General features: G+C 65.0%; 20 protein-coding genes. 13 read left to right on the top strand and 7 right to left on the bottom strand.

Features of this window, described 5'->3' with window-relative positions; translation table 11 throughout:
* Positions 1–31: 31 nt before the first annotated feature.
* Positions 32–664, bottom strand: coding sequence for a J domain-containing protein (locus tag MTR72_RS29255; RefSeq protein ID WP_280967855.1), 633 nt, complete (start codon positions 662–664; stop codon positions 32–34).
* A 159-nt stretch (positions 665–823) separates the two neighbouring features.
* Between MTR72_RS29255 and MTR72_RS29250 the strand changes: the two genes are divergently transcribed.
* Complete coding sequence (locus MTR72_RS29250) at positions 824–1,093, top strand: BolA family protein (RefSeq protein ID WP_280971176.1); 270 nt, start codon at positions 824–826, stop codon at positions 1,091–1,093.
* An 88-nt stretch (positions 1,094–1,181) separates the two neighbouring features.
* Here the strand turns inward: MTR72_RS29250 and MTR72_RS29245 are convergent, their stop codons facing one another.
* From MTR72_RS29245 to MTR72_RS29235, 3 genes are read right to left on the bottom strand one after another with little or no spacing between them, the layout of a single operon-like run.
* A complete protein-coding gene (locus MTR72_RS29245; RefSeq protein WP_280967854.1) occupies positions 1,182–2,489 on the bottom strand; it encodes an HlyC/CorC family transporter in 1,308 nt (435 codons plus the stop codon).
* Positions 2,490–2,519: 30 nt separating this feature from the next.
* Complete coding sequence (gene aroB / locus MTR72_RS29240; RefSeq protein WP_280967853.1) at positions 2,520–3,668, bottom strand: 3-dehydroquinate synthase; 1,149 nt, start codon at positions 3,666–3,668, stop codon at positions 2,520–2,522.
* A complete protein-coding gene (locus MTR72_RS29235) occupies positions 3,665–4,282 on the bottom strand; it encodes a shikimate kinase (protein WP_280967852.1) in 618 nt (205 codons plus the stop codon). Before MTR72_RS29235 ends, aroB begins: the two co-directional genes overlap by 4 nt.
* A 147-nt stretch (positions 4,283–4,429) precedes the next feature.
* On the opposite strand from MTR72_RS29235, the gene MTR72_RS29230 reads away from it, so the two are divergent.
* The 5 genes from MTR72_RS29230 (at position 4,430) to MTR72_RS29210 (ending at position 9,679) form a co-directional block, all read left to right on the top strand.
* Positions 4,430–4,576 carry a histidine kinase gene (locus MTR72_RS29230; RefSeq protein WP_280967851.1) on the top strand — a complete coding sequence of 49 codons (147 nt, stop codon included), beginning with the start codon at positions 4,430–4,432 and terminating at the stop codon, positions 4,574–4,576.
* A gap of 17 nt (positions 4,577–4,593) precedes the next feature.
* The gene (gene xerD / locus MTR72_RS29225) at positions 4,594–5,580 is read left to right on the top strand and encodes a site-specific tyrosine recombinase XerD (protein ID WP_280967850.1); all 987 of its coding nucleotides are present in this window, start codon (positions 4,594–4,596) and stop codon (positions 5,578–5,580) included.
* Between the two features lie 225 nt (positions 5,581–5,805).
* Positions 5,806–6,768, top strand: coding sequence for an acetyl-CoA carboxylase carboxyltransferase subunit alpha (locus MTR72_RS29220; protein WP_280967849.1), 963 nt, complete (start codon positions 5,806–5,808; stop codon positions 6,766–6,768).
* 392 nt (positions 6,769–7,160) lie between these two features.
* Entirely contained in the window at positions 7,161–8,726 is a 1,566-nt protein-coding gene (locus MTR72_RS29215; RefSeq protein ID WP_280967848.1) for a L,D-transpeptidase family protein, read from the top strand.
* A gap of 104 nt (positions 8,727–8,830) precedes the next feature.
* Entirely contained in the window at positions 8,831–9,679 is an 849-nt protein-coding gene (locus MTR72_RS29210; protein ID WP_280967847.1) for a protein NO VEIN domain-containing protein, read from the top strand.
* A gap of 945 nt (positions 9,680–10,624) precedes the next feature.
* On the opposite strand, the gene secA is transcribed toward MTR72_RS29210, so the two are convergent.
* Entirely contained in the window at positions 10,625–13,474 is a 2,850-nt protein-coding gene (gene secA, locus MTR72_RS29205) for a preprotein translocase subunit SecA (RefSeq protein ID WP_280967846.1), read from the bottom strand.
* 352 nt (positions 13,475–13,826) lie between these two features.
* Here secA and MTR72_RS29200 point away from each other — a divergent pair, with 352 nt between their 5' ends.
* From MTR72_RS29200 to MTR72_RS29190, 3 genes are all read left to right on the top strand, one after another.
* On the top strand, positions 13,827–14,768 hold the full coding sequence (locus MTR72_RS29200) for a peptidylprolyl isomerase (protein ID WP_280967845.1): 942 nt from the start codon (positions 13,827–13,829) through the stop codon (positions 14,766–14,768).
* 102 nt (positions 14,769–14,870) lie between these two features.
* Positions 14,871–16,112 carry a bifunctional glutamate N-acetyltransferase/amino-acid acetyltransferase ArgJ gene (gene argJ / locus MTR72_RS29195; RefSeq protein WP_280967844.1) on the top strand — a complete coding sequence of 414 codons (1,242 nt, stop codon included), beginning with the start codon at positions 14,871–14,873 and terminating at the stop codon, positions 16,110–16,112.
* A 10-nt stretch (positions 16,113–16,122) separates the two neighbouring features.
* On the top strand, positions 16,123–16,533 hold the full coding sequence (locus tag MTR72_RS29190) for a (deoxy)nucleoside triphosphate pyrophosphohydrolase (protein ID WP_280967843.1): 411 nt from the start codon (positions 16,123–16,125) through the stop codon (positions 16,531–16,533).
* Between the two features lie 133 nt (positions 16,534–16,666).
* Here the strand turns inward: MTR72_RS29190 and MTR72_RS29185 are convergent, their stop codons facing one another.
* Positions 16,667–17,515, bottom strand: coding sequence for a methyltransferase domain-containing protein (locus MTR72_RS29185; RefSeq protein ID WP_280967842.1), 849 nt, complete (start codon positions 17,513–17,515; stop codon positions 16,667–16,669).
* Positions 17,516–17,580: 65 nt separating this feature from the next.
* Here MTR72_RS29185 and MTR72_RS29180 point away from each other — a divergent pair, with 65 nt between their 5' ends.
* The 4 genes from MTR72_RS29180 to MTR72_RS29165 are packed head-to-tail and all read left to right on the top strand — an operon-like array spanning position 17,581 to position 20,068.
* On the top strand, positions 17,581–18,390 hold the full coding sequence (locus MTR72_RS29180; protein WP_341511629.1) for a ComF family protein: 810 nt from the start codon (positions 17,581–17,583) through the stop codon (positions 18,388–18,390).
* A 36-nt stretch (positions 18,391–18,426) separates the two neighbouring features.
* Positions 18,427–18,702 carry a glutaredoxin 3 gene (gene grxC, locus MTR72_RS29175; protein ID WP_280971175.1) on the top strand — a complete coding sequence of 92 codons (276 nt, stop codon included), beginning with the start codon at positions 18,427–18,429 and terminating at the stop codon, positions 18,700–18,702.
* Positions 18,699–19,589 (top strand): carbon-nitrogen hydrolase family protein, encoded by an 891-nt coding sequence (locus tag MTR72_RS29170; protein ID WP_280967840.1) that lies wholly within the window; start codon positions 18,699–18,701, stop codon positions 19,587–19,589. Before grxC ends, MTR72_RS29170 begins: the two co-directional genes overlap by 4 nt.
* Complete coding sequence (locus MTR72_RS29165) at positions 19,586–20,068, top strand: DUF1178 family protein (RefSeq protein ID WP_280967839.1); 483 nt, start codon at positions 19,586–19,588, stop codon at positions 20,066–20,068. The genes MTR72_RS29170 and MTR72_RS29165 overlap by 4 nt, the downstream gene beginning before the upstream one ends.
* 43 nt (positions 20,069–20,111) lie before the next feature.
* On the opposite strand, the gene MTR72_RS29160 is transcribed toward MTR72_RS29165, so the two are convergent.
* Complete coding sequence (locus tag MTR72_RS29160; protein ID WP_280967838.1) at positions 20,112–21,011, bottom strand: EamA family transporter; 900 nt, start codon at positions 21,009–21,011, stop codon at positions 20,112–20,114.
* Between the last annotated feature and the right edge of the window lie 118 nt (positions 21,012–21,129).

Genomic DNA, 21,129 nt, shown 5'->3' with positions numbered 1-21,129 from the left:
ATGCAGCGAGCGCGTGGCCTGCAGCCGGGGCCTACGCCTCCTTCACCACCGTCTTTAGATAATTATACGCCTTGATGATCTCGATCAGGCGGTCTTCGGTCGAGCGGTCGCCGCCATTGGCGTCTGGGTGGTGCTGCTTCACCAGTGCCTTGTACTTGGTCTTGACGTCGGCGAGCGTGGCGTCGGGGCCGAGGCCCATCACCTGGAGCGCCTTGCGCTCGGCATTCATCACCTTGCGCGTCTCGGCCTTGGGCTGGGCCTCCGGCCCACGCCGCCAGTTGGCGCGGCCGTTGATCTCCGCGAACATGCTGAACGGATCGAAGGCGCCGTCGATCTCGGCTTCCGTCCCCTTTTTGACGCCGCCATTGGCACCCATCTTCCAGGTCGGGCGGTGGCCGGTCAGCGCATCCTTCTGGTAGCGCGCGACCGCGTCGGCATTCATGCCGGAGAAGAAATTGTAGGATTGGTTGTACTCGCGCACGTGGTCGAGACAGAAGTGCCAGTACTCGCGCGAATTCTCGCGGCCCTTGGGCGCGCGGTGCGTGCCCTTGTTCTGGCAGCCAGTCCACTCGCAATTGACGACGGTCTCGCGCGGCTTCGCTTCCTGCTTGCCTCGCGGCTTGACGCGAATGGAGTCAAAGAATTTGGATGAATCGATCGGCATGGCTGACTTTGACTACGCAATGCAAAAACCTTCAAGTCTTGACATTGCAATTAGGACAAAACCCATAGCCGAAAGCGTCGCTTCGGCGTTTTCAAGAACGGCCGCCAGGAGCAGCCTATGGGCATTGACGACGTGCGATTGCGCACCTTAATGGCTCACATGGCTATCAAAGACACTATCAGCAACAAGTTGCAGGAAGCTTTCACGCCGGAAAGCCTGCAAGTCCTCGACGAGTCACATTTGCATGAGGGCCACGCCGGCCATCGACCGAGCGGCGAAACGCACTTTCGTGTTTATATCGTGTCTGATGCCTTCAAAGGGAAGAGCCGGGTCGAGCGCCATCGCATGATTAATACAGCTCTGGCCGCGGAACTTTCCGGCGGCGTGCATGCATTGGCGATCCACGCGCAGGCGCCCGGCGAAGGTTAAATTCAACTCCACTGTCATGCCCCGCCACCGGGTCTCGCCTTCGGCGAGCCCGATGACAGGCTCCGGCGGGGCATGACACCTACAAGCGTCAGAACGACGTCCCTGCCCGCCTCGGCTTGGCCTCCTCGATCTCAGCCTCGCGCGGCACCGGGGAAATACGGAGCGCGGTGATGCGGTTGCGCTCGCGGCGGAGCACGCGGAAACGGAAGCCGTGGAAGGTAAAGCTCTGGCCGCGGTCGGGGATCGAGCGCGCCTCGTGAATGACGAGGCCGGCCACCGTCGTCGCCTCCTCGTCGGGCAGGTGCCAGTCCATCGCGCGGTTGAGATCGCGAATCGGCACCGAGCCGTCGACCACGACAGAGCCGTCCGGCTGCGCGCGCACGCCGGCCACCACGACGTCATGCTCGTCGGAGATGTCGCCGACGATCTCCTCCAAAATGTCTTCCAGCGTCACCAGGCCCTCGACTTCGCCGTACTCGTCGACGACGAGCGCGAAATGGGTCTTGCGGCGGCGGAAGGCCTTGAGCTGCTCGGAGACCGGGCGCATCTCCGGCACGAACCAGGGCGGCAGCGCGATGGTGGAAACATCGATGCGCGAGGTGTCGCCGTCCGATGCCCTTATCGCGCGCAAAAGATCCTTGGCGTGGAGCACGCCGATGATGTTCTCCGGCTTGTCGCGCCAGAGCGGGATGCGGGTGTATTCGGTCGCCAGAACCTCCCGCACCAGCTCCTCCGCCGGCAGGTCGGCGTTGATCATCATCATCTCGGTGCGATGGATCATGACGTCGGAGACCTGGAGCTCGCGCAGGTCCAAGAGGCCGCCGAGCATGTCGCGGTCGTGCTTCTCGAACTTGCCCTCATGGTGCAGGAGGTCGACCGCGCCGCGCAGGCGCTCGGTCGGCGACAGGATCGCCTGATGCTCGCCGATGGTGACGCCGAACAGCCGCATCAAGATCCGCACCAGGGTCTCGACCACCGAGAGCACCGGCCCCAGAATGAACACGGTGAGCCGCATCGGCCGCGCCACCGCCAGCGCAAGCCGGTCCGGCGCGTTGATGGCGATGGTCTTGGGCAGCACCTCGGCGAAGACGACGACCAGCGCCGTCATCACGCCAGTCGCGTAGAGCACGCCGACCTCGCCGAACCAGGTGGTGAAGATGCCGGTCGCGATCGCGGAGGCGCCGATATTGGCAATGTTGTTGCCGAGCAGGAGCGCGCCGATCAGCCGCTCACGGTTCTCGATCAGCTTTGAGACGATTACGGCGTCGTGATTGCCCTGTTTGGTCAGCCGCAGCATGCTGGCGCGCGAGGCGCCGGTCAGCGCGGTCTCGCTCGCGGCGAAGAACGCCGAGATCAGGAGGCAGAAGACGACGATGGAGAGTCCGAGCCAGTCCATGCACTCCTCGACAGCCGTTCAGCCGTGCCCTTAGGCCTTGTGCGCGAGCTTCTCTTTGAGGAAATCGTGCACCAGCGCCGGCTCGACATCCTTGGCGATGACAGCGCGTCCGACCGCCTCCAGCAGGATGAAGGTGAGCCTGCCGCGCTTGACCTTCTTGTCCTGCGCCATCAGCGCCATCAGCGCGTCGGCATCGGCAAGCCCTTCCTGCGAAAAGCCCGCGATGTCCTGCAGCCGCGTCGGCAGGCCTGCTTCGGACAGGTGACGCTCGACGCGTGCCGCATCCGCTTCGCCGATCATGCCGAGCCTCGCCGAGAACTGCGCCGCCAGCACCATGCCGATCGAAACGCCCTCGCCGTGGAACAGACGATCGGAAAAGCCGGTCGCGGCTTCCAGCGCGTGACCAAAGGTGTGGCCGAGATTGAGCAGCGCGCGCTCTCCGGTCTCGCGCTCGTCGCGCGACACGACGCCGGCCTTGGCGCGGCAGGAGGTCGCGATCGCATGCTCGCGCGCCGAACCGCCCTTGAAGATGTCCGCGTGGTTCTTCTCCAGCCAGGTGAAGAAGGCTTCATCGCCGAGCACGCCGTATTTGGCGACCTCGGCATAGCCGGCGCGGAACTGCCGCGGCGACAGCGTGTCGAGCACAGCGGTGTCGGCGATGACCAGGACCGGCTGGTGGAAGGCGCCGAGCAGATTCTTGCCCTGCGGCGAGTTGATGCCGGTCTTGCCGCCGACGGAGGAATCGACCTGCGCGAGCAGCGAGGTCGGCACCTGCACGAAATCGACGCCGCGACGCAGGATCGCGGCCGCAAAGCCGGCGAGATCGCCGACCACGCCGCCGCCGAGCGCGATGACGAGATCGTTGCGCTCGATTCTTGCCGCGATCAGCGCTTCGCTGACCCTTTCGAGCCCGGCGTAGGTTTTGGAAATCTCGCCTTCCTCGACAACGATGCGCGATGTCGGAATGCCGGCCGCGGCCAGCGACGCCTCAGTGGGCTCTAACCAGTATTTCGCGACCATGCGATCGGTCACAACAGCGGTGCGCACGCCGGGGCGCAAGGCCGCGACCCGCGGGCCGAGCGAGGCAAGCACGTCACGGCCGATGACGATGTCATAGGCGCGATCGCCGAGCGCGACGTCGACGAACACGGGATCAGACTGTTTCAGCGGCGCGGTCATCGTGCGGCACTCGCGACATCAGGGGGTAACTGGGCCCGCCCGCCGAGATGGGCGCGCAGCGTCTCGATGCACTCCTCGACGATCTTGTCGTGCGGCACGTCGCGCGAGGCGATGGTGATATCGGCGTTGCGGTAGACCGGCTCGCGCTCGGTGAGCAGGCGGGTGACGGTTCCCTCGGGGTCGGCGGTCTGCAGCAGCGGACGGTCGGCACGGCGGCGCACGCGGCGCATGATGACGTCATGGTCCGCCTTGAGCCAGATCGAGACCGCCTTGGCGGCGATGCGGGTGCGCGTCTCCTCGCGCATGAAGGCGCCGCCGCCGGTGGCCAGTACCAGGGGGCCGCCGTCGAGCAGCCGCGCGATCACACGCGCCTCGCCGTCGCGGAAATGCGGCTCGCCATGGCGCTCGAAAATCTCCGGTATGGTCATGCCGGCCGCTGCCTCGATCTCCGTGTCGGCGTCGATGAAGGGCAGCTTGAGCCGCGCCGCCAGGCGCCGGCCGATGGTGGATTTGCCGACCCCCATCATGCCGACCAGCACGAGCGAGCGTGTTCCCAGCGCCGACAGAATCTCGGCCTCAGGCGAACCCAGTGCTGGCAACGCGGCGTCGGACATGTCCCTCGCTCAATCTGCCGCCTGATGCGACATCCGGCCACCTATACTACCCCCCAAGCGGCCCTCGCCAGAGGACTCTTGCTATGAAACGGCGAACATGTTGGATGATTTCATTGGTTAATTTGCCACGCCGCGAGACCTCGCTCGATGCCCAGCCTGTTCCGGTTCCTGACGGTCGTCGCCGTGATCGCCGGCATCCTCTATGGCGTGATCTTCGCGCTGGCGAACTTCGTCACGCCCAAGCCGCGGGAAATGACGGTGACGATCCCGCCTGACAAATTTCTCAAGAAATAGCAGCTAGGCTTGCGGGCATGCGCGCCAAGCCTTCTACCGACAAGCCTTCGACCAACAAGCCCTCCGATGCCAGGCTCATCGGCCTGTTCCTCGACATGCTCGCGGCGGAACAGGGCGCCGGCGCCAATACGCTCGATGCCTACCGCCGCGACCTCACCGATTTCTCGGAGTTTCTGGCCCGCGTCGGCCACAGCTTCACCGATGCCGAGACGCAAGTCCTGCGCGACTATCTCGCCGATCTCGACGGCCGCGGCTTCAAATCCTCCAGCGTCGCGCGGCGGCTGTCGGCGATGCGGCATCTCTATCGCTTCCTGCTGAACGAACGCATCCGAACCGATGATCCCGCGGCGATCCTGTCCGGGCCGAAACGCGGCCGCGGCCTGCCGAAGGTGCTGTCGATAGCGGATGTCGACCGCATGCTCTCCCGCGCCAAGGAAATGAGCGAGGCGGCGGATGCGTCGGCGTCACAGCGGCTGCGCTCTTTGAGGCTCTATTGCCTGCTCGAGGTGCTCTACGCCACCGGCTTGCGCGTCTCCGAACTGGTGGCGCTGCCGCGCTCGGCGGCCAAGCGCGATGCCCGCATGATCGTGGTGCGCGGCAAGGGCAACAAGGAACGGCTGGTGCCGCTCAACGACGCCTCGCGCCAGGCGATGGCCGACTATCTCGCCGCCACCGAGGCCGCCAAGGGCGAGAAGAAGAACAGCCTCGCCGCCTCGAAATGGCTGTTCCCCTCCTTCGGCGAGAGCGGGCATCTGACGCGGCAGCATTTTGCCCGCGACCTGAAGGAGCTTGCGGTCGCCTCCGGCCTGCAGGCCCGCCTCGTCTCCCCGCACGTGTTGCGCCACGCCTTCGCCAGCCACCTCCTGCATAACGGCGCGGACCTGCGCATCGTGCAGACCCTGCTCGGCCACACCGACATCTCCACCACCCAGATCTACACCCATGTGGTCGAGGAGCGCCTGAAGAGCCTGGTGCGCGACCTGCACCCGCTGGCGGAGAAGTAGGGTCCCGTGCCCCGAACGTAGCGCGTCCGGGACACGAGAGCTCCATCGGAGAGGACGATGAAACCGCCTTGACTTCGGCCACATCTCCGCAGAAAGAGCCGTGGCCTCACGCGTGATTTGGCGGGCGTTCAGAGCGCACAAGCCAACTCATTGAAGAAACTACACTTCTTTCCGCGATCTGAAATCCGCTTCGCCGCTCCGCCCCGTCCTCCTTATATTGAGTTGATGCAAGACCAGATGCGCAGCTACCTCGACTTCGAAAAGCCCGTCGCCGAGCTCGACTCCAAGGTCGACGAATTGCGCGCGCTTGCGGCCTCCGGCACCGACATCGCCGAGGAGATCGGACGGATCGAGGACAAGGCGGCGCAGGCGCTGGCCGACCTCTATGTGAACCTGACGCCATGGCAGAAGACGCTGGTCGCGCGCCATCCGCAGCGGCCGCACTTCTCCGATTTCATCAAGGGCCTGATCTCCGAGTTCACCCCGCTTGCGGGCGACCGCAAGTTCGGCGAGGACGAGGCGCTGGTCGCAGGCTTCGGCCGCTTCCGCGGCGAGCCGATCTGCGTGATGGGCCAGGAGAAGGGCGATTCCACCGAGAGCCGCATCAAGCACAATTTCGGCATGGCGCGCCCCGAGGGCTACCGCAAATGCGTGCGACTGATGGAGATGGCCGAGCGGTTCGGACTGCCCGTGCTGTCGCTCGCCGATTCTGCCGGCGCCTATCCTGGCATCGGCGCGGAGGAACGCGGACAAGCCGAGGCGATCGCGCGCTCGACCGATGCGTGCCTGTCGCTGGGCGTGCCGAACGTCGCGATCATCACCGGCGAGGGCATGTCGGGCGGCGCGATCGCCATCACCACCGCCAACAAGGTGTTGATGATGGAGCACGCGATCTACAGCGTGATCTCGCCCGAGGCCGCCTCCTCCATCCTCTGGCGCGACGGCACCAAGGCGCAGGAGGCCGCCAACAACATGAAGATCACCGCCCAGGACATGCTCCGCTTCGGCGTGATCGACGCCATCCTGAAAGAGCCGGTCGGCGGCGCCCACCGCGACCCCGCCGCCATGATCGCCACCACCGGCGAGGCCATCGCCAAGGCCTTTGACGAGCTGCGCAACTTCGACGCCGACGCGATCCGCAGGCAGCGCCGGCAGAAATTCCTCGATATTGGCCGGAAGCTGGGCTGATTCGGGCCCCTTTTAGACCGCGATGGGATATTGAGGTGCAGCCCCAGGGTCACCCCTCCCGTAGGGAGAGGTGAAGCAGGCCCCCGGTAACCCCGCATTAACCCTTTTTTTGCCCAAATCGGCGATCTCAGTGGTGTTTTGGCCGGAAGGCCCAACTGGCGTCCAAGTTTAGTCTCTGTTGACCATGCCTATCGGCCAACGGGCTCGTGATCCCCGCTCGGGTTGCGACCCTTGGTTCCGGAGGTTAGAATTTTAATCAATGGCTTCAGGGCATAAGCGCTGGAGCGTGGTCTGAAGAAAAGCCCGCCAAAAACGGGTCCGGACGTCCGGTCAGGCCATGCTCCAAAGAAACGGGGTTTGCGCTCCTTGCCCGGCACGGTGTGGGGTCCGTCTTGATTTCTAGCTCGCTTGCTCGCGCGCTCTTGGCGTCGGTTGCGCTCTCGGCCAGCGTGTTGCTGGCCGGCTGCGATACCGATCAGGTCTCGCTCGCGACCAACGCCAAGGCCAACCAGCCGGTGCCGCCGAAGCTCGTCGCCGCCATGGCCGAGAAGGACATGGATCTGCAATCGCCGATCCTGATCCGCCTGTTCAAGCAGGAGGCCGAGCTCGAGGTCTGGAAGCAGACCCGAAGTGGCCAGTTCGCGCTGCTCAAGACCTATCCGATCTGCCGCTGGTCGGGTGATCTCGGTCCGAAGGTCCGCGAGGGCGACCGCCAGGCGCCGGAAGGGTTTTATTCGATCAACCCCAGCCAGATGAATCCGCAGTCGGCCTATTACCTCTCCTTCAACACCGGCTATCCGAACGCGTTCGACAAGGCATTGGGGCGCACCGGCTCGCAGCTCATGGTGCACGGCGACTGTTCTTCGCGCGGCTGCTACGCGATGACCGACGAGCAGATCGCGGAGATCTATTCGCTCGGGCGCGAATCCTTCTTCGGCGGCCAGAAGGCGTTCCAGCTCCAGGCCTATCCGTTCAAGATGACGCCGGTGAACATGGCCCGGCACCGCAACAATCCGAACATGGCCTTCTGGAAGATGATCAAGGAAGGCTATGATCATTTCGAGGTGACGCGGCAGGAGCCGAAGGTCGATTTCTGCGAGAAGAAGTACGTCTTCGATGCCGCGAGGCCAGCGGACGCCAAGCGCGATCCGGTGTTCGACGCCTCGGCCAAATGCCCGGCCTATGTGATCCCCGAGGACATCGCCAGTGCCGTGCGCCAAAAGGAAGAGCGCGACCAGGCCGAGTACAACAAGCTCGTCGCCAAGGGCACGCCGGTTGCGCGCATGAACACCGGCATCGACGGCGGCATGAACAAGATCTTTGCCGCCAAGATTCCGGAAGGCTCGACCGGCCTGTCGGAGGGCGCCGAAGGCTCGACCCTGCGGATGCTGGCGATGGCGAAAGCACCGGGCACGATCCCCGGCACCGTCAATCCGCCGAAGCCGAACCTCGAGCCGGTCGCCGCCTCGCCGAGCCAGGAGCCCGTCGTCGCAGTCGCCGCGCCCGCCACCAATACCCGCGTCGCCGCAGCCGCGCCGGCCTCAACCGCGCCCGCTGAGAAATCCTCTAGCGGCGGCTTCTTCTCCGGCCTCGCCCGCAAGATGGGCATGGGCACCGCCGACACGACGGCCACCACATCGCCGCCGCAAGCCACCGCGTCTGTCCCTCCGGCCACCACGTCCACAACGCCTACCACGGCAACCTCCAGACTGAAGGCCGCAGTAACGCGATTCGTGCCGGGCCACCACGACGCGTCCAAGGACAAGGCGACCGCAACTGCAAAACCCGCCGAGCCGGCGAAGCCGGCAGAGACGAAGGTTGCTGCGACGCGTCCCGCGCTCAAGCCATCGGTGTCGGCTGCTGCGGCTGATGCCGGCAGCAAGGACGCGCAGATGGCCGGCGCCGCGCCGGTGGTGTCGTCGAACTCGTTCGACAGCCGGTTTGGGGCAGTGAAGTAGGCGGGCGATACAAATGGCCCATGTGTGGAATGGGGCATCTCTGCATCCGCCTGCATTGCGCTCAGCTTAACCCCCGATACGCTCCGAGTCTGAGAGGTTGAGACTTGGACCGTGAGCACGCCGAAGCGATTGCTGGGACACCTTGGACGGAGAGCGAGATCTCTGCTGTTGTCGACAGCTATTTCGGGATGTTGGCCTCAGAAAGAGCCGGCATCCGCTACAGCAAGGCGGAGAACCGGCGACAGCTCATGAAGACCGTCCGCCGGTCTGAAGGATCAATCGAGCGCAAGCTGCAGAACATCTCCGCCGTTCTGGATATGCTCGGGACACAATGGATCAAGGGCTACAAGCCCTTGGCGCACTATCAAGACGCCTTGGTGGCGGCAGTTGAGCGCAACGTCGGGCGAGAGCCGGGCTTTCTCTACCCCACGAGCACAGATACTCAACCGATGGAGCTCAATGACGAAGCCATCTTCGTTCCTCCGCCATCTTTCGCCGATCTGGATAAGATGCTGACGCCAGCCATTCGCCGCTTGGTCGGCAAGTTCGATCCGGCTGAGCGAGACGCCAGAAATCGTGAGTTGGGGAGGGCCGGCGAGAAATTCGTCGTGGAGTTCGAACGCGATCGCCTGCGGCGAGCTGGGCGTGACGACCTTGCCGCCGACGTTCGATGGGTCTCGGACCTAGACGGCGACGGATATGGCTACGACGTGCGATCCTTCGAGCCTAATGGCCAAGAGCGGCTACTGGAGATCAAGACGACGTGCGGGCACGAACGGACAGCGTTTTGGCTCACCAGGCGAGAGGCCGACGTTGCTGCAGAACGAAGCGACGTGTACCGGATCCGGCGGGTCTTTCATTTCCGCAACAGCGCGCAGATGTTCGAAATAGCTCCGCCGCTTGAAGACAAGCTTCTCATGACGCCGACGACGTACACCGCCGAGCCGAGGTAGTACTTGCCTGACCCGTCGGGCAAAACACCCGCCTCCTCCAAAATCAATCCCTTCGGATAAAGATAATTCTCTTTACCCGAACCCCGAAACACCTGCATCCTCCACGGCATCTCATCCCTCCGGAAGGGGCGGGTCGCGATCGTCACGGTTCGTGGGGTGGGTTGCGGTGGACGCGGGCGGCGTTGGCGGTTCGGTGATTGCAGGGCGGGTCAATCCCCGTGAGCGATTGGCCGGCGCGCTACGACAGGCGCTGCTCGCGTACGGCAAAATCGCGTGGTCCTGGCGCCCGGAGCCTGTGCGTCAAGTCTTGCGGTGATGTTGCGGCCCGACCGGGTGCGCGCATCAGCAATCTGCGAGGCGACGGGGGGCAATAGTGCATCGCTCCCCGGGGAGAGCGCGACATAAGCCGTTCCAACCACTGCGCAGGGAAGGCCGGGCATTTCGGCTGTACCTGTGCTTCCCCTGTGAGCGTCTATCCCAAGCATTTGCACAGGGGCCCATGGGTGCCAGTCGGTGCCCGGTCTTCCCTGCGCCCTTCCGTTTGAGGGGCGAGAGAGTGATGCAAAGCTCGGGCGCGAACGCGCCGCGGGATCGCGATGTGATGTCTGGAAGATGAAGGTGGGAGTGAGATGCGATGTATCGCCTCACGCATGCTGCGTTCCCTCCCCCCTTGCGGGGGAGGGCTAGGGAGGGGGTGGCCCAGGAAAAGGTCCATCCCGTAGTCGAGCAGATCGTGCGCGCGGGACATGCTCAATTGAGAGAGTGTGCCGTGTGGCACCCCCTCCCCGGCCCTCCCCCGCAAGGGGGGAGGGAGCGGAGCGGAGATCGAGGCCGCCTTCGCCGAGACGGCGAGAATTGGATTCGTGGAGAGTCCCCCTCACCCGGAATCCGCGCTTTCAGCGCGCATCCCGGCCTCTCCCCGCAGGCGGGGAGAGGCGAAGAACGTCAGGCATACCGCCCGTGGCAATGCTTGTACTTCTTGCCGCTGCCGCACGGGCAGTCCTCGTTGCGGCCGATCTTGCCCCAGGATGCCGGGTTCTTCGGGTCGCGCTGGGCGGCGGAGACGGTGTTTGCTTGCGGGGCCAGGGTGACGTTGGCGAAGGCCATTTCGTCTTCGCCGGTGTCGGGATTGAGCTTGTGCGCTTCCATCGCGGGCAGGATGGGGGCTTCCTGCTCCGGCGGGATGATCTCGACCCGCATGAGCTGCGCGGTGACGGCCTCGCGCAGGTGGGCGCTCATCTCCTGGAAGAGGTTGAAGGCCTCGGTCTTGTACTCCTGCAGCGGATCGCGCTGGCCGTAACCGCGCAGGCCGATGACCTGGCGCAGATGATCGAGCATGATCAGATGCTCGCGCCAGAGATGGTCGAGCGTCTGCAAGAGAATGGTCTTCTCGACGTAACGCATCACGTCGGGACCCCACTGCGCGACCTTGGCCGCCATGTGCTCGTCGGCGCGGTCTTCGATGCGGGTGAGCAGCTCCTCGTCGGCGATGCCCTCTTCCTTGGCCCAGTCGTCGACCGGCAGATCGAGATCGAGCACGCGCTTCAGCTCCTCCTTGAGGCCCGCGACGTCCCACTGCTCGGCATAGGCATGCTCGGGCACGTGTTTCGTTACGAGGTCCTCGATGAAAGCGTGGCGCATGTCGGCGACGGTCTCGGCGACGCTCTCGTCCTTCATCAGCTCGACGCGCTGATCGAAAATCACCTTGCGCTGGTCGTTCTGGACATTGTCGAACTTGAGGAGGTTCTTGCGGATGTCGAAGTTGCGCGCCTCGACCTTCTGCTGCGCCTTTTCCAGCGCCTTGTTGATCCAGGGATGGATGATGGCCTCGCCTTCCTTGAGGCCGAGACGCTGCAGCATGCTGTCGAGGCGATCCGAGCCGAAGATGCGCATCAAATCGTCTTCCAGCGACAGGAAGAATTTCGAGCGGCCGGGGTCGCCCTGGCGGCCGGAACGGCCGCGGAGCTGGTTGTCGATGCGGCGGGATTCATGGCGCTCGGAGCCGATGATGTAGAGGCCGCCCGGCTTGTTCACGGTCTTGGCGGGCTTGGCGCCCTTCGCCGGCTCGATCTCGACTGTCTCTTCGGCCTTCAGCACGATCTCGCGGAAGTGCTCGATGTCGGCCTTGATCTGCTCGATCTTTTTGGCCTTCTCGGCCTCGTCCGTAATTCCGGCGGTCTCCTGCTGGACGCGCATCTCGAGCGAACCGCCGAGCTTGATGTCGGTACCGCGGCCGGCCATGTTGGTCGCGATCGTGATCGCGCCGGGCACGCCGGCTTCCGCGACGATGTAGGCTTCCTGCTCGTGGAAGCGCGCATTCAGCACCGCGAACAGCTTGGCCGGCTTGCCGGAGCGCGCCGCGGCATAGAGCTTGTCGAGCGCATGCTCCTTGCCGAAATCGATCTGCTTGTAGCCGTTCGCTTTGAGGAATTCGGCGAGCACTTCCGACTTCTCGATCGAGGCCGTGCCGACCAGCACCGGCTGCAGCCGCGCGTTCGCCCGCTCGATCTCGGCGAGGATGGCGCCGTATTTTTCCTTCTGGGTGCGGTAGACCTCGTCGTCCTCGTCGAGGCGCGCCACCGGCAGGTTGGTCGGGATCTCCACGACCTCGAGCTTGTAGATGTCGAACAATTCGTCGGCTTCGGTCGCCGCCGTGCCGGTCATGCCCGCCAGCTTCTCGTACATGCGGAAGTAGTTCTGGAAGGTGATCGAGGCCAGCGTCTGGTTCTCGGGCTGAACCGCGACGTGCTCCTTGGCCTCCAGCGCCTGGTGCAGGCCTTCCGAATAGCGGCGGCCCGGCATCATGCGCCCGGTGAACTCGTCGATGATCACGACCTCGCCGTCGCGGACGATGTAGTCCTTGTCGCGGGTGAACAGCGAGTGCGCGCGCAGCGCCTGGTTGACGTGGTGCACGACGGAGACGTTCTCGACGTCGTAGAGCGATTCGCCCTTGAGCTGGCCGGCGTCGCGCAGCATCGTCTCCAGCTTCTCCATGCCGCCTTCGGTCAGCGTCACCGTGCGCTGCTTCTCGTCGACCTCGAAGTCGGTCACCTTCGTAAGCTGCGGCATGAAGGTGTCGATGGTGTTGTAGAAGTCCGAGCGGTCGTCGAGCGGTCCGGAGATGATCAGCGGCGTGCGCGCCTCGTCGATCAGGATGGAGTCGACCTCGTCGACGATGGCGAAGAAGTGCGGCCGCTGGACCATGTCCTCGAGCCGGTACTTCATGTTGTCGCGCAGATAGTCGAAACCGTATTCGTTGTTGGTGCCGTAGGTGATGTCGCAGGCATACGCCGCCTTGCGCTCGGCATCGTCGAGACCATGGACGATCACGCCGGTGGTGAGGCCGAGGAAAGAGTAGATCTGGCCCATCCAGCCGGAGTCGCGGCGGGCGAGGTAGTCGTTGACGGTGACGACGTGGACGCCCTTGCCGGCGAGCGCGTTGAGGTAGACCGCAAGCGTTGCCACCAGCGTCTTGCCTTCACCGGTCTTCATCTCGGCGATGTCGCCCTCGTGCAGCACCATGCCGCCGATGAGCTGGACGTCGAAATGGCGCTGGCCGAGCGTGCGCTTGGCGGCCTCGCGCACAGTGGCGAAGGCCGGCACCAGGATGTCGTCGAGCGTCTTGCCGTCGGCGAGCTGCTGCTTGAATTCGGCGGTGCGCGCCTTCAGGGCCTCGTCGGAGAGTTTGGAGACTTCAGGTTCCAGCGCGTTGATGGCGTTGACGCGGGATTGGTATCCCTTCACCCGCCGGTCGTTGGCGGAGCCGAAAAACTTGCGGGCGAGCGCGCCGATCATGCCTAATTCCTGTGTTCGCGATTCAACCGCGTTGCAGCCAAGAGGTTGTCACCCAATTGCCTATCAACTCACCGTGACGCCTCGTGGAGCCAGTGCCCGGCCTGCGGGGGTCATCCGCCATATGGGTGGGAATTGAGCAAGTCTGGGTTCAACGGCCAAAAACGCAGCAAAATAAACGCCATCGCCATGGACGCGACCGGCCAGAGATATGGCCCGGTCGGAGCCTTGTCAACGGCGGGCGGCTTTCAGCTAATTCATCATTTTGACAGACTTTTCGCGTTGCCAAGCCCCCTTGATTGGGCGAGTGTCCGCCCCGCTCGAGCAGCCCCCTGCTTCAACATAAGGATTTTCCATGACCACTTCGTTCCCGGTAACCACCGGCCAGCGTTTCCGCCATGCCTCCGCCCTGGCCGGCTGCTTCGGCTTGGTAGCGTGCTTGGCGTTGACCCTGGCGTTCGCGGGCCCGCTCCGGGCCGCCGACGATCCGGTACTGGCGAAGGTCAATGGCGTTGAAATCAAGAAGAGCGACGTCGCCATGGCCGAGGAGGAACTCGGGCCGAGCCTCGCCCAGATGGACCCGGCGACCAAGGACGAGAACGTGCTCGCCTTCCTGATCGACATGAAGATCGTCGCCAAGGCCGCCGAGGACAAGAAGATCGGCGACAGCGATGAGTTCAAGAAGCGCCTGGCGTTCGCCCGCAACCGCCTCCTGATGGACAGCCTGCTCGCCGGCGAGGGCAAGGCCGCGACCACCCCCGACGCCATGAAGAAGGTCTATGAGGAGGCCTCCAAGCAGATCACCGGCGAGCAGGAGGTGCGCGCGCGCCACATCCTGGTCGAGACCGAGGACGAAGCCAAGGCGGTGAAGGCCGAGCTCGACAAGGGCGCCGATTTCGCCGAGCTCGCCAAGAAGAAGTCCAAGGATCCGGGCTCCGCCGACGGCGGCGACCTCGGCTTCTTCACCAAGGAGCAGATGGTGCCGGAATTCTCGGCGGTCGCCTTCGCGCTCGAGCCGGGCAAGATCTCCGACCCAGTGAAGTCGCAGTTCGGCTGGCACGTCATCAAGGTCGAGGAGAAGCGCAATCGCAAGGCGCCGGACTTCGACCAGGTCAAGCCCCAGATCGAGAACTACGTCACCCGCAAGGCCCAGGCCGACTATGTCGCCAAGCTCCGCGCCGAAGCCAAGGTCGAGCGGCTGGACCAGCCGGCTGCGGACGCGTCCAAGTCGGACGCCAAGCCGGCTGACGCGGCCAAGTCCTCCGACAGCAAGATGGCGCCGCCGGCGAAGAAGTGAGAAATCGCTGTCACTTCGCTGACGCCGATAGTATCTAAGCATCGTGATGCCCGGCCTCGTGCCGGGCATCTGCTTATCCAGACCCACCAAGGCGCCCCCGCGATGTCCTCCTCCGTCTCCCCGCTCGCCCCAAAGCACGTTCCCGACATGCCCGTGATCGCAGGCATCCGTCTTGCGACGGCCGAGGCCGGCATCCGCTACAAGAACCGCACCGACGTGCTGCTCGCGGTGATGGACAAGGGCACCGCGGTCGCCGGCGTCTTCACCAAATCGAAATGCCCATCCGCACCGGTGGAATGGTGCCGCGCCAAGCTCAAGGGCGGCAAGGCGCGCGCGCTGGTGGTCAATTCCGGCAATGCCAATGCTTTCACCGGCAAGACCGGCCGCGCGTCCACCGCGCTCACGGCCAAGATCGCGGCCAAGGCGGTCGGCTGCAGCGAGAGCGAGATTTTCCTGGCCTCGACCGGGGTGATCGGCGAGCCGCTCGACGCGACCAAGTTCGACGGGGTGCTGGCACGCCTCGCTGAGGCCGCCGAGCCCTCCGACTGGCTGGGCGCGGCCAAGGCGATCATGACCACCGACACCTTCCCGAAGGTCGCGACCGCGACCGTGAAGCTCGGCAAGGCCAAGGTCACCATCAACGGCATGGCCAAGGGCGCCGGCATGATCGCCCCTGACATGGCGACCATGCTGTCCTTTGTCTTCACAGACGCGCCGATCGCGCCGGCCGCGCTGCAGGCGCTGCTCAAGAGCGGCGTCGAGGACACTTTTAATGCGGTGACGATCGACGGCGACACCTCGACCTCGGACACGCTGCTGGCGTTCGCCACGGGTGCCGCGGCGGCGCACGGCGCGCCGAAGATCAGCCGCGCCAGCGATCCACGGCTAAAGGCCTTCATCAAGGCGTTTCATGGCGTGCTCGCCAATCTCGCCGAGCAGGTCGCCCGCGACGGCGAGGGCGCGCGCAAGCTGGTCGAGATTACGGTGGACGGCGCCAAGACCAAGGCTTCCGCACGCAAGATCGCAATGTCGATCGCCAACTCGCCGCTGGTCAAGACCGCGATCGCCGGCGAGGACGCCAATTGGGGCCGCGTGGTGATGGCGGTTGGCAAGGCCGGCGAGCCCGCCGACCGCGACAAGCTGTCGATCTCCTTCAATGGCATCCGCGTCGCCAAGAGCGGCGCGCGCGATCCCGATTACGACGAGGCGCAGGTGTCGGAGGCGATGAAGGCCCCGGAGATCGCGATCAAGGTCTCGCTCGGCCTCGGCAAGGGCCGCGACCGCGTCATGACCTGCGACCTCACCAAGGAGTATGTCGCGATCAACGGGGATTACCGGTCCTGAGTCTTCTCCCATGGCCGATCTCAAACTGACACTGGTGGTGGCCTGCGCGCTTGTAGACGCCGACAAGCGCGTCCTGATCGCGCAGCGCCCCGAGGGCAAGGCGCTCGCCGGCCTCTGGGAATTCCCCGGCGGCAAGCTCGAGCCCGACGAGCGGCCGGAGCAGAGCCTGATCCGCGAATTGCACGAGGAGCTCGGCATCACCGTCGCCGAGCCGTGCCTGGCGCCGCTGACGTTTGCGAGCTACGCCTACGAGACCTTCCACCTCCTGATGCCGCTCTACATCTGCCGGCGCTGGGACGGTCTCGTAACGGCGCGCGAAGGCCAGAACCTCGCCTGGGTCCGCGCCAACAAGCTGCGCGACTACCCGATGCCGCCGGCGGATATTCCGCTGATCCCGCATTTGATCGATTTGCTGATGTGAGGAGACCGCTAACGGGTCCGCGCCTCGCGCGGCCCGATGACAGACTCCGCGGTCGTCTCGAAGGATGGCCGCACGGCGAGAGTGGGGCCTGCATGGTTCGAGACGGCGCTCACGCGCCTCCTCACCATGAGGGTCAAGTCTTCCCTGCCTTCTTCACCGCCTCCGCCAGGCTCGTCTTCGCCGAGCCGGGCTTCAGCGGCTGCTGCTGGCTCGCGTGCGGCGCCCAGCCGGAGAGCCAGATGATGTCGAACGTCGCGCGGATACGGCCGTCCGCATCGGCGAAGCGCTCGGCGTAGATCTCGGCCATACGCAGCAGCGTCGCGCGTCGCGCCGGCTTGCGCCGCCGTTCGACCAGCACGTTGGTCGCGCCCATGCGCCTCAGATCCTGCATCAAGGCGAACGCGTTGGCGTAGCGCACCACGACGCGATCGACATCGGTGACCGGCAGCGCAAAGCCCGCCCGCTGCAGCAGCGCGCCGATGTCGCGTAAGTCAGCGAACGGCGCCACGCGCGGCGACACGCCGCCCTCGCATTCGGCTTCCGCCGCGGCAAAGGCCTGGCGCAGCTCGGTCAGACTGTCGCCGCCGACCATCGCCGCCAGCAGCAAGCCGTCCGGCTTCAGCGCACGCCGGATCTGCGCAAGCACGCCGGGAAGGTCGTTGACGAATTGCAGCGCCAGCGCAGAGACGACGAGATCGAGACTTTCGGGCGCGAAGGGCAGCTTCTCTGCGCCTGTCGCATCGAGTGCGATCCGCTCGATGGAAGGCAGCCGCGGACGCAGGGCCATCAGACCATCGCCGGGCGTCCAGAGGTCGGCCGCCGCGCGAAATTCGCGCATCACCGCGGCCAGCCGGTCGGACATGTCCTCATCCACCCGGTCGAGCAGGAAGCTGACCGGCCCTTGCGCCCGCGCGCGCTGTTGCCTCGCGTGGAGCAAAGCGCGATCGAACAAGGCGGGTGGATTTTGCGGGTTTTGAGCCATGTCGCTGGTTACGCCGATCCCTGTCGTTCTGGCAATCCGGTGCGTGCGGAGCTAGCCTTGCGCCTATGGAAGCCGAAAGCGCCCCCTCCCGTTCCATCTCCGCGCCTCTGCGGGCCGCGTGGATGGCCGGCCGCCACGCATTGTCGCGCGCGGCACGGCTTGCGCTCGACATCGCGCTGCCGACCCTGTGCGTGTCCTGCCGCGAGCCGGTCGATGGTGAGGGCGTGTGCGCGGCCTGCTGGTCGCGGCTGTCGTTCATTGAACGGCCCTACTGTCCACGTCTCGGCATTCCCTTCGTCTACGATCCCGGCCCCGACATGCTGTCGATGGAGGCGATCGCGAGCCCACCGGCCTACCAGCGGGCGCGGGCGGCCGTGCGCTATGACGACGTCGCACGCACGCTGGTGCACGCACTGAAATATCAGGACCGCACCGATCTCGCGCCCGCGATGGGCCGCTGGATGGCGCGCGCAGGCGGCGAGCTCCTCGCCGGCGCCGATATGCTCGTGCCCGTTCCTCTGCATTGGCAACGAGCCTGGCGCCGCCGCTACAACCAGTCCGGGGCGCTCGCGCGCATCATCGCGCGGCAGAGCGGCGTGAAGGTCAGGGGCGACGTGCTGCGTCGGGTGCGCGCGACCGAGCAACAGATCGGCCTGTCGCGGGCCCAGCGCGCCACCAATGTGCAGGGCGCATTCCAGGTATCTGCCGACCTCCAGGCCGAGATCCAGGGCCGCCGCATCGTCCTGGTCGACGATGTTCTGACCTCAGGTGCGACCGCCGATGCCTGCGCGCGCGCCCTGCTCCGCGCCAAAGCCGCCCAGGTAGATCTGCTGGTCTTCGCCCGGGTTGTCGAGAGTGGGCCGCGTCCCATATAATTCAATGAAATTCATGACATGAGAGCGCCAGACGACATGACTGCTGCTGTCGAGATCTATACGAGGCCGGGCTGCGGCTATTGTTCCGCAGCCAAGTCGCTGCTGACCCGCAAGAAGGCGATCTTCATCGAATTCGATATCGCCAAGAATTCGTCGTGGCGCCAGGAGATGTATGACCGCGCGGGTGCTGGTGCGACGTTCCCGCAGATCTGGATCGGAAAGACCCATGTCGGCGGCTGCGACGAACTCTATGCGCTGGACCGCGCAGGCAGGCTCGACGCCATGCTCGAGAGCGTCAGGACGGTTTCATGAGCCAGAATCAAGCTCAAGATCGCAGCTTCACCGCCGCCATGGTGCAGATGCGCACCGGCCTTCTGCCTGAGCCGAGCCTCGAACAGGCGAGCAAGCTGATCCGGCAGGCAGCGGCAGCCGGCGCGAATTACGTGCAGACGCCCGAAGTCAGCAACATGATGCAGCTTAACCGCAAGGCGCTGTTCGAGCACCTGCAGAGCGAAGAGGACGACATTTCGCTGAAGGCCTATCAGGCGCTCGCGGCAGAGCTGAGGATCCATCTGCATGTCGGCTCGCTGACGCTGCGCTTCTCACCGGAGAAGGCAGTGAACCGCTCGTTCCTGATCGGGCCCGAAGGCAACGTGCTCGCGAGCTACGACAAGATCCATATGTTCGATATCGAGCTGCCCGACGGCGAGAGCTATCGCGAATCGGCCAACTATCAGCCGGGCGAGACGGCGGTGATCTCGGATCTGCCCTGGGGTCGCGTCGGGCTGACGATCTGCTACGACGTGCGCTTTCCGGCGCTCTATCGCGCGCTCGCGGAAGCCGGCGCGTCGTTCATCACCGTGCCGTCCGCCTTCACCCGCAAGACCGGGGAGGCGCATTGGCACGTGCTGCTGCGCTCGCGCGCGATCGAGACCGGCTGCTTCATCTTCGCCGCCGCGCAAGCCGGCCTGCACGAGAACAAACGCGAGACCTATGGCCACTCGCTGATCATCGACCCCTGGGGCGAGATTATCGCCGAGGGTGACGTCGAGCCCGGCATCATCATGGCGAAGATCGATCCGGCCAAGGTCGAGACGGCACGCAGGGCGATCCCCTCCCTCCAGCACGGCCGCCGCTTCGGCGTCGCCGATGCCAAGGCGGGACCGGACCATCTGCACCTCGTGCGGGGATCGGCATGATCCGCTACGCGCTCCGCTGCAACCAGCACCACGACTTCGAAAGCTGGTTCCAGAGCTCGTCCGCCTATGAATCTCAGGTCAGGCGCAAGCTCGTGACCTGCCCGATCTGCGGCTCAGCCAAGGTCGACAAGGCGATCATGGCGCCGCGCATCGTCGGCAAGAAGGGCCGTGGACCCGCCACGCCGCCGCCAGAGCCCGCCAGCACGACGACGCCTGAGGCTGCGCAATCCGGTCCGACCTCGCTGATGATGGCGCAGGAGCGCGAGCTGCGCGCCAAGCTGAAGGAATTGCGCGATCACATCGTGAAGAACGCCGACAATGTCGGCGAACGCTTCGCCAACGAAGCCCGCGCGATGCACTATGGCGACAAGGAGCACCGTCCGATCTACGGCGAGGCTTCGCCCGAGGAGGCCAAGTCGCTGATCGACGAAGGCATCGAGGTCTCGCCGCTGCCGACGCTGCCGGAAGATCGGAACTGACGGTCACGCTTCTCGTCATGGGGCATGACGGCGGCTGAGAGACTTACACACCCACCAGCAGCGCCACACCAATCACGATCAGGACGATCCCGAAAATCTCTCGCGGCGCGATCGGCTGATTGAACGAGTAATACGCCACGCCTTGCGCGAACAGCACCTCGATCAGCGCCAGCGTGCGAACATTGGCCGCGGCTGTCAGCGCGAAGGACAAGAACCAGAACTGCGAGGCGAAGGCGCCCATGAAGCCCGCGAGCAGCGACGGCTTCCACAGGCCGAGGATCGCCTGCAGTACCTTCGGCGCGCGCCAGAGCAGGTAGATGGTCAGCACCAGCGTCTGCACGAACAAGCCGAGCACCAGCGTGAATGACGAGGCCGTCACGAAGGACACGTTCGGCACCGTGATGATGGCACCGCGGAAGCCGACCGCGGACAAGGCGAACGCCGCGGCCGCGACGAGGCCGGTGATGGTCGGCCTCAACTCGGCAAAGCTCTTCCCGCCGTCCGGCCTGAGGGCGGTGATGACGACGCCGACGGTCGCGATCACGATCGCAAGCACCTTCAGCCAGGTCAGGTGATCGCCGAGGAAAATGAAGCCGAAGATCGCTGTCTGGATCGCCTCGGTCTTCAGGTAAGCCGTCGTCACCACGAAAGAGCGGTCGTTCATGGCGAGCAGCATCAGCCCGGTGGCGACGATCTGGCTGAGCGCGCCGAGCAGCAGCCACGGCCAGAACACGGCAGGCGGCATGCTGAGATGATCGCCGGAGGCGATCAGCACCAGGCCCAAGAACAGCACTGAGAACGGGAAGCCGAACAGGAAGCGGATATTGGTCGCGCCCCAGGTGCCCAGCGGCTTCGTGAGCGATCGCTGCATCGCATTGCGCGCAACCTGCCCGAGCGCGGCAATGATGGTGAAGGGAATCCAGAGGCTGGTGACGGTGAACATGGGGGAATGGCTGGGAAAGCAATAATCGTAGCCCAAACTGCCGAGACCGACTCAGGAGGTCAATTGGGGTCACGTCATAGGAGCGATGCTCCTGCCACAAACTCGGTGTCGTCCTGGA

Origin of the sequence: Bradyrhizobium sp. ISRA442 (assembly GCF_038085055.1) — a bacterium.
GTDB lineage: Bacteria > Pseudomonadota > Alphaproteobacteria > Rhizobiales > Xanthobacteraceae > Bradyrhizobium.
Note: the sequence above shows the minus strand (reverse complement) of the source record. Positions and strands in the feature narration are given on the sequence as shown.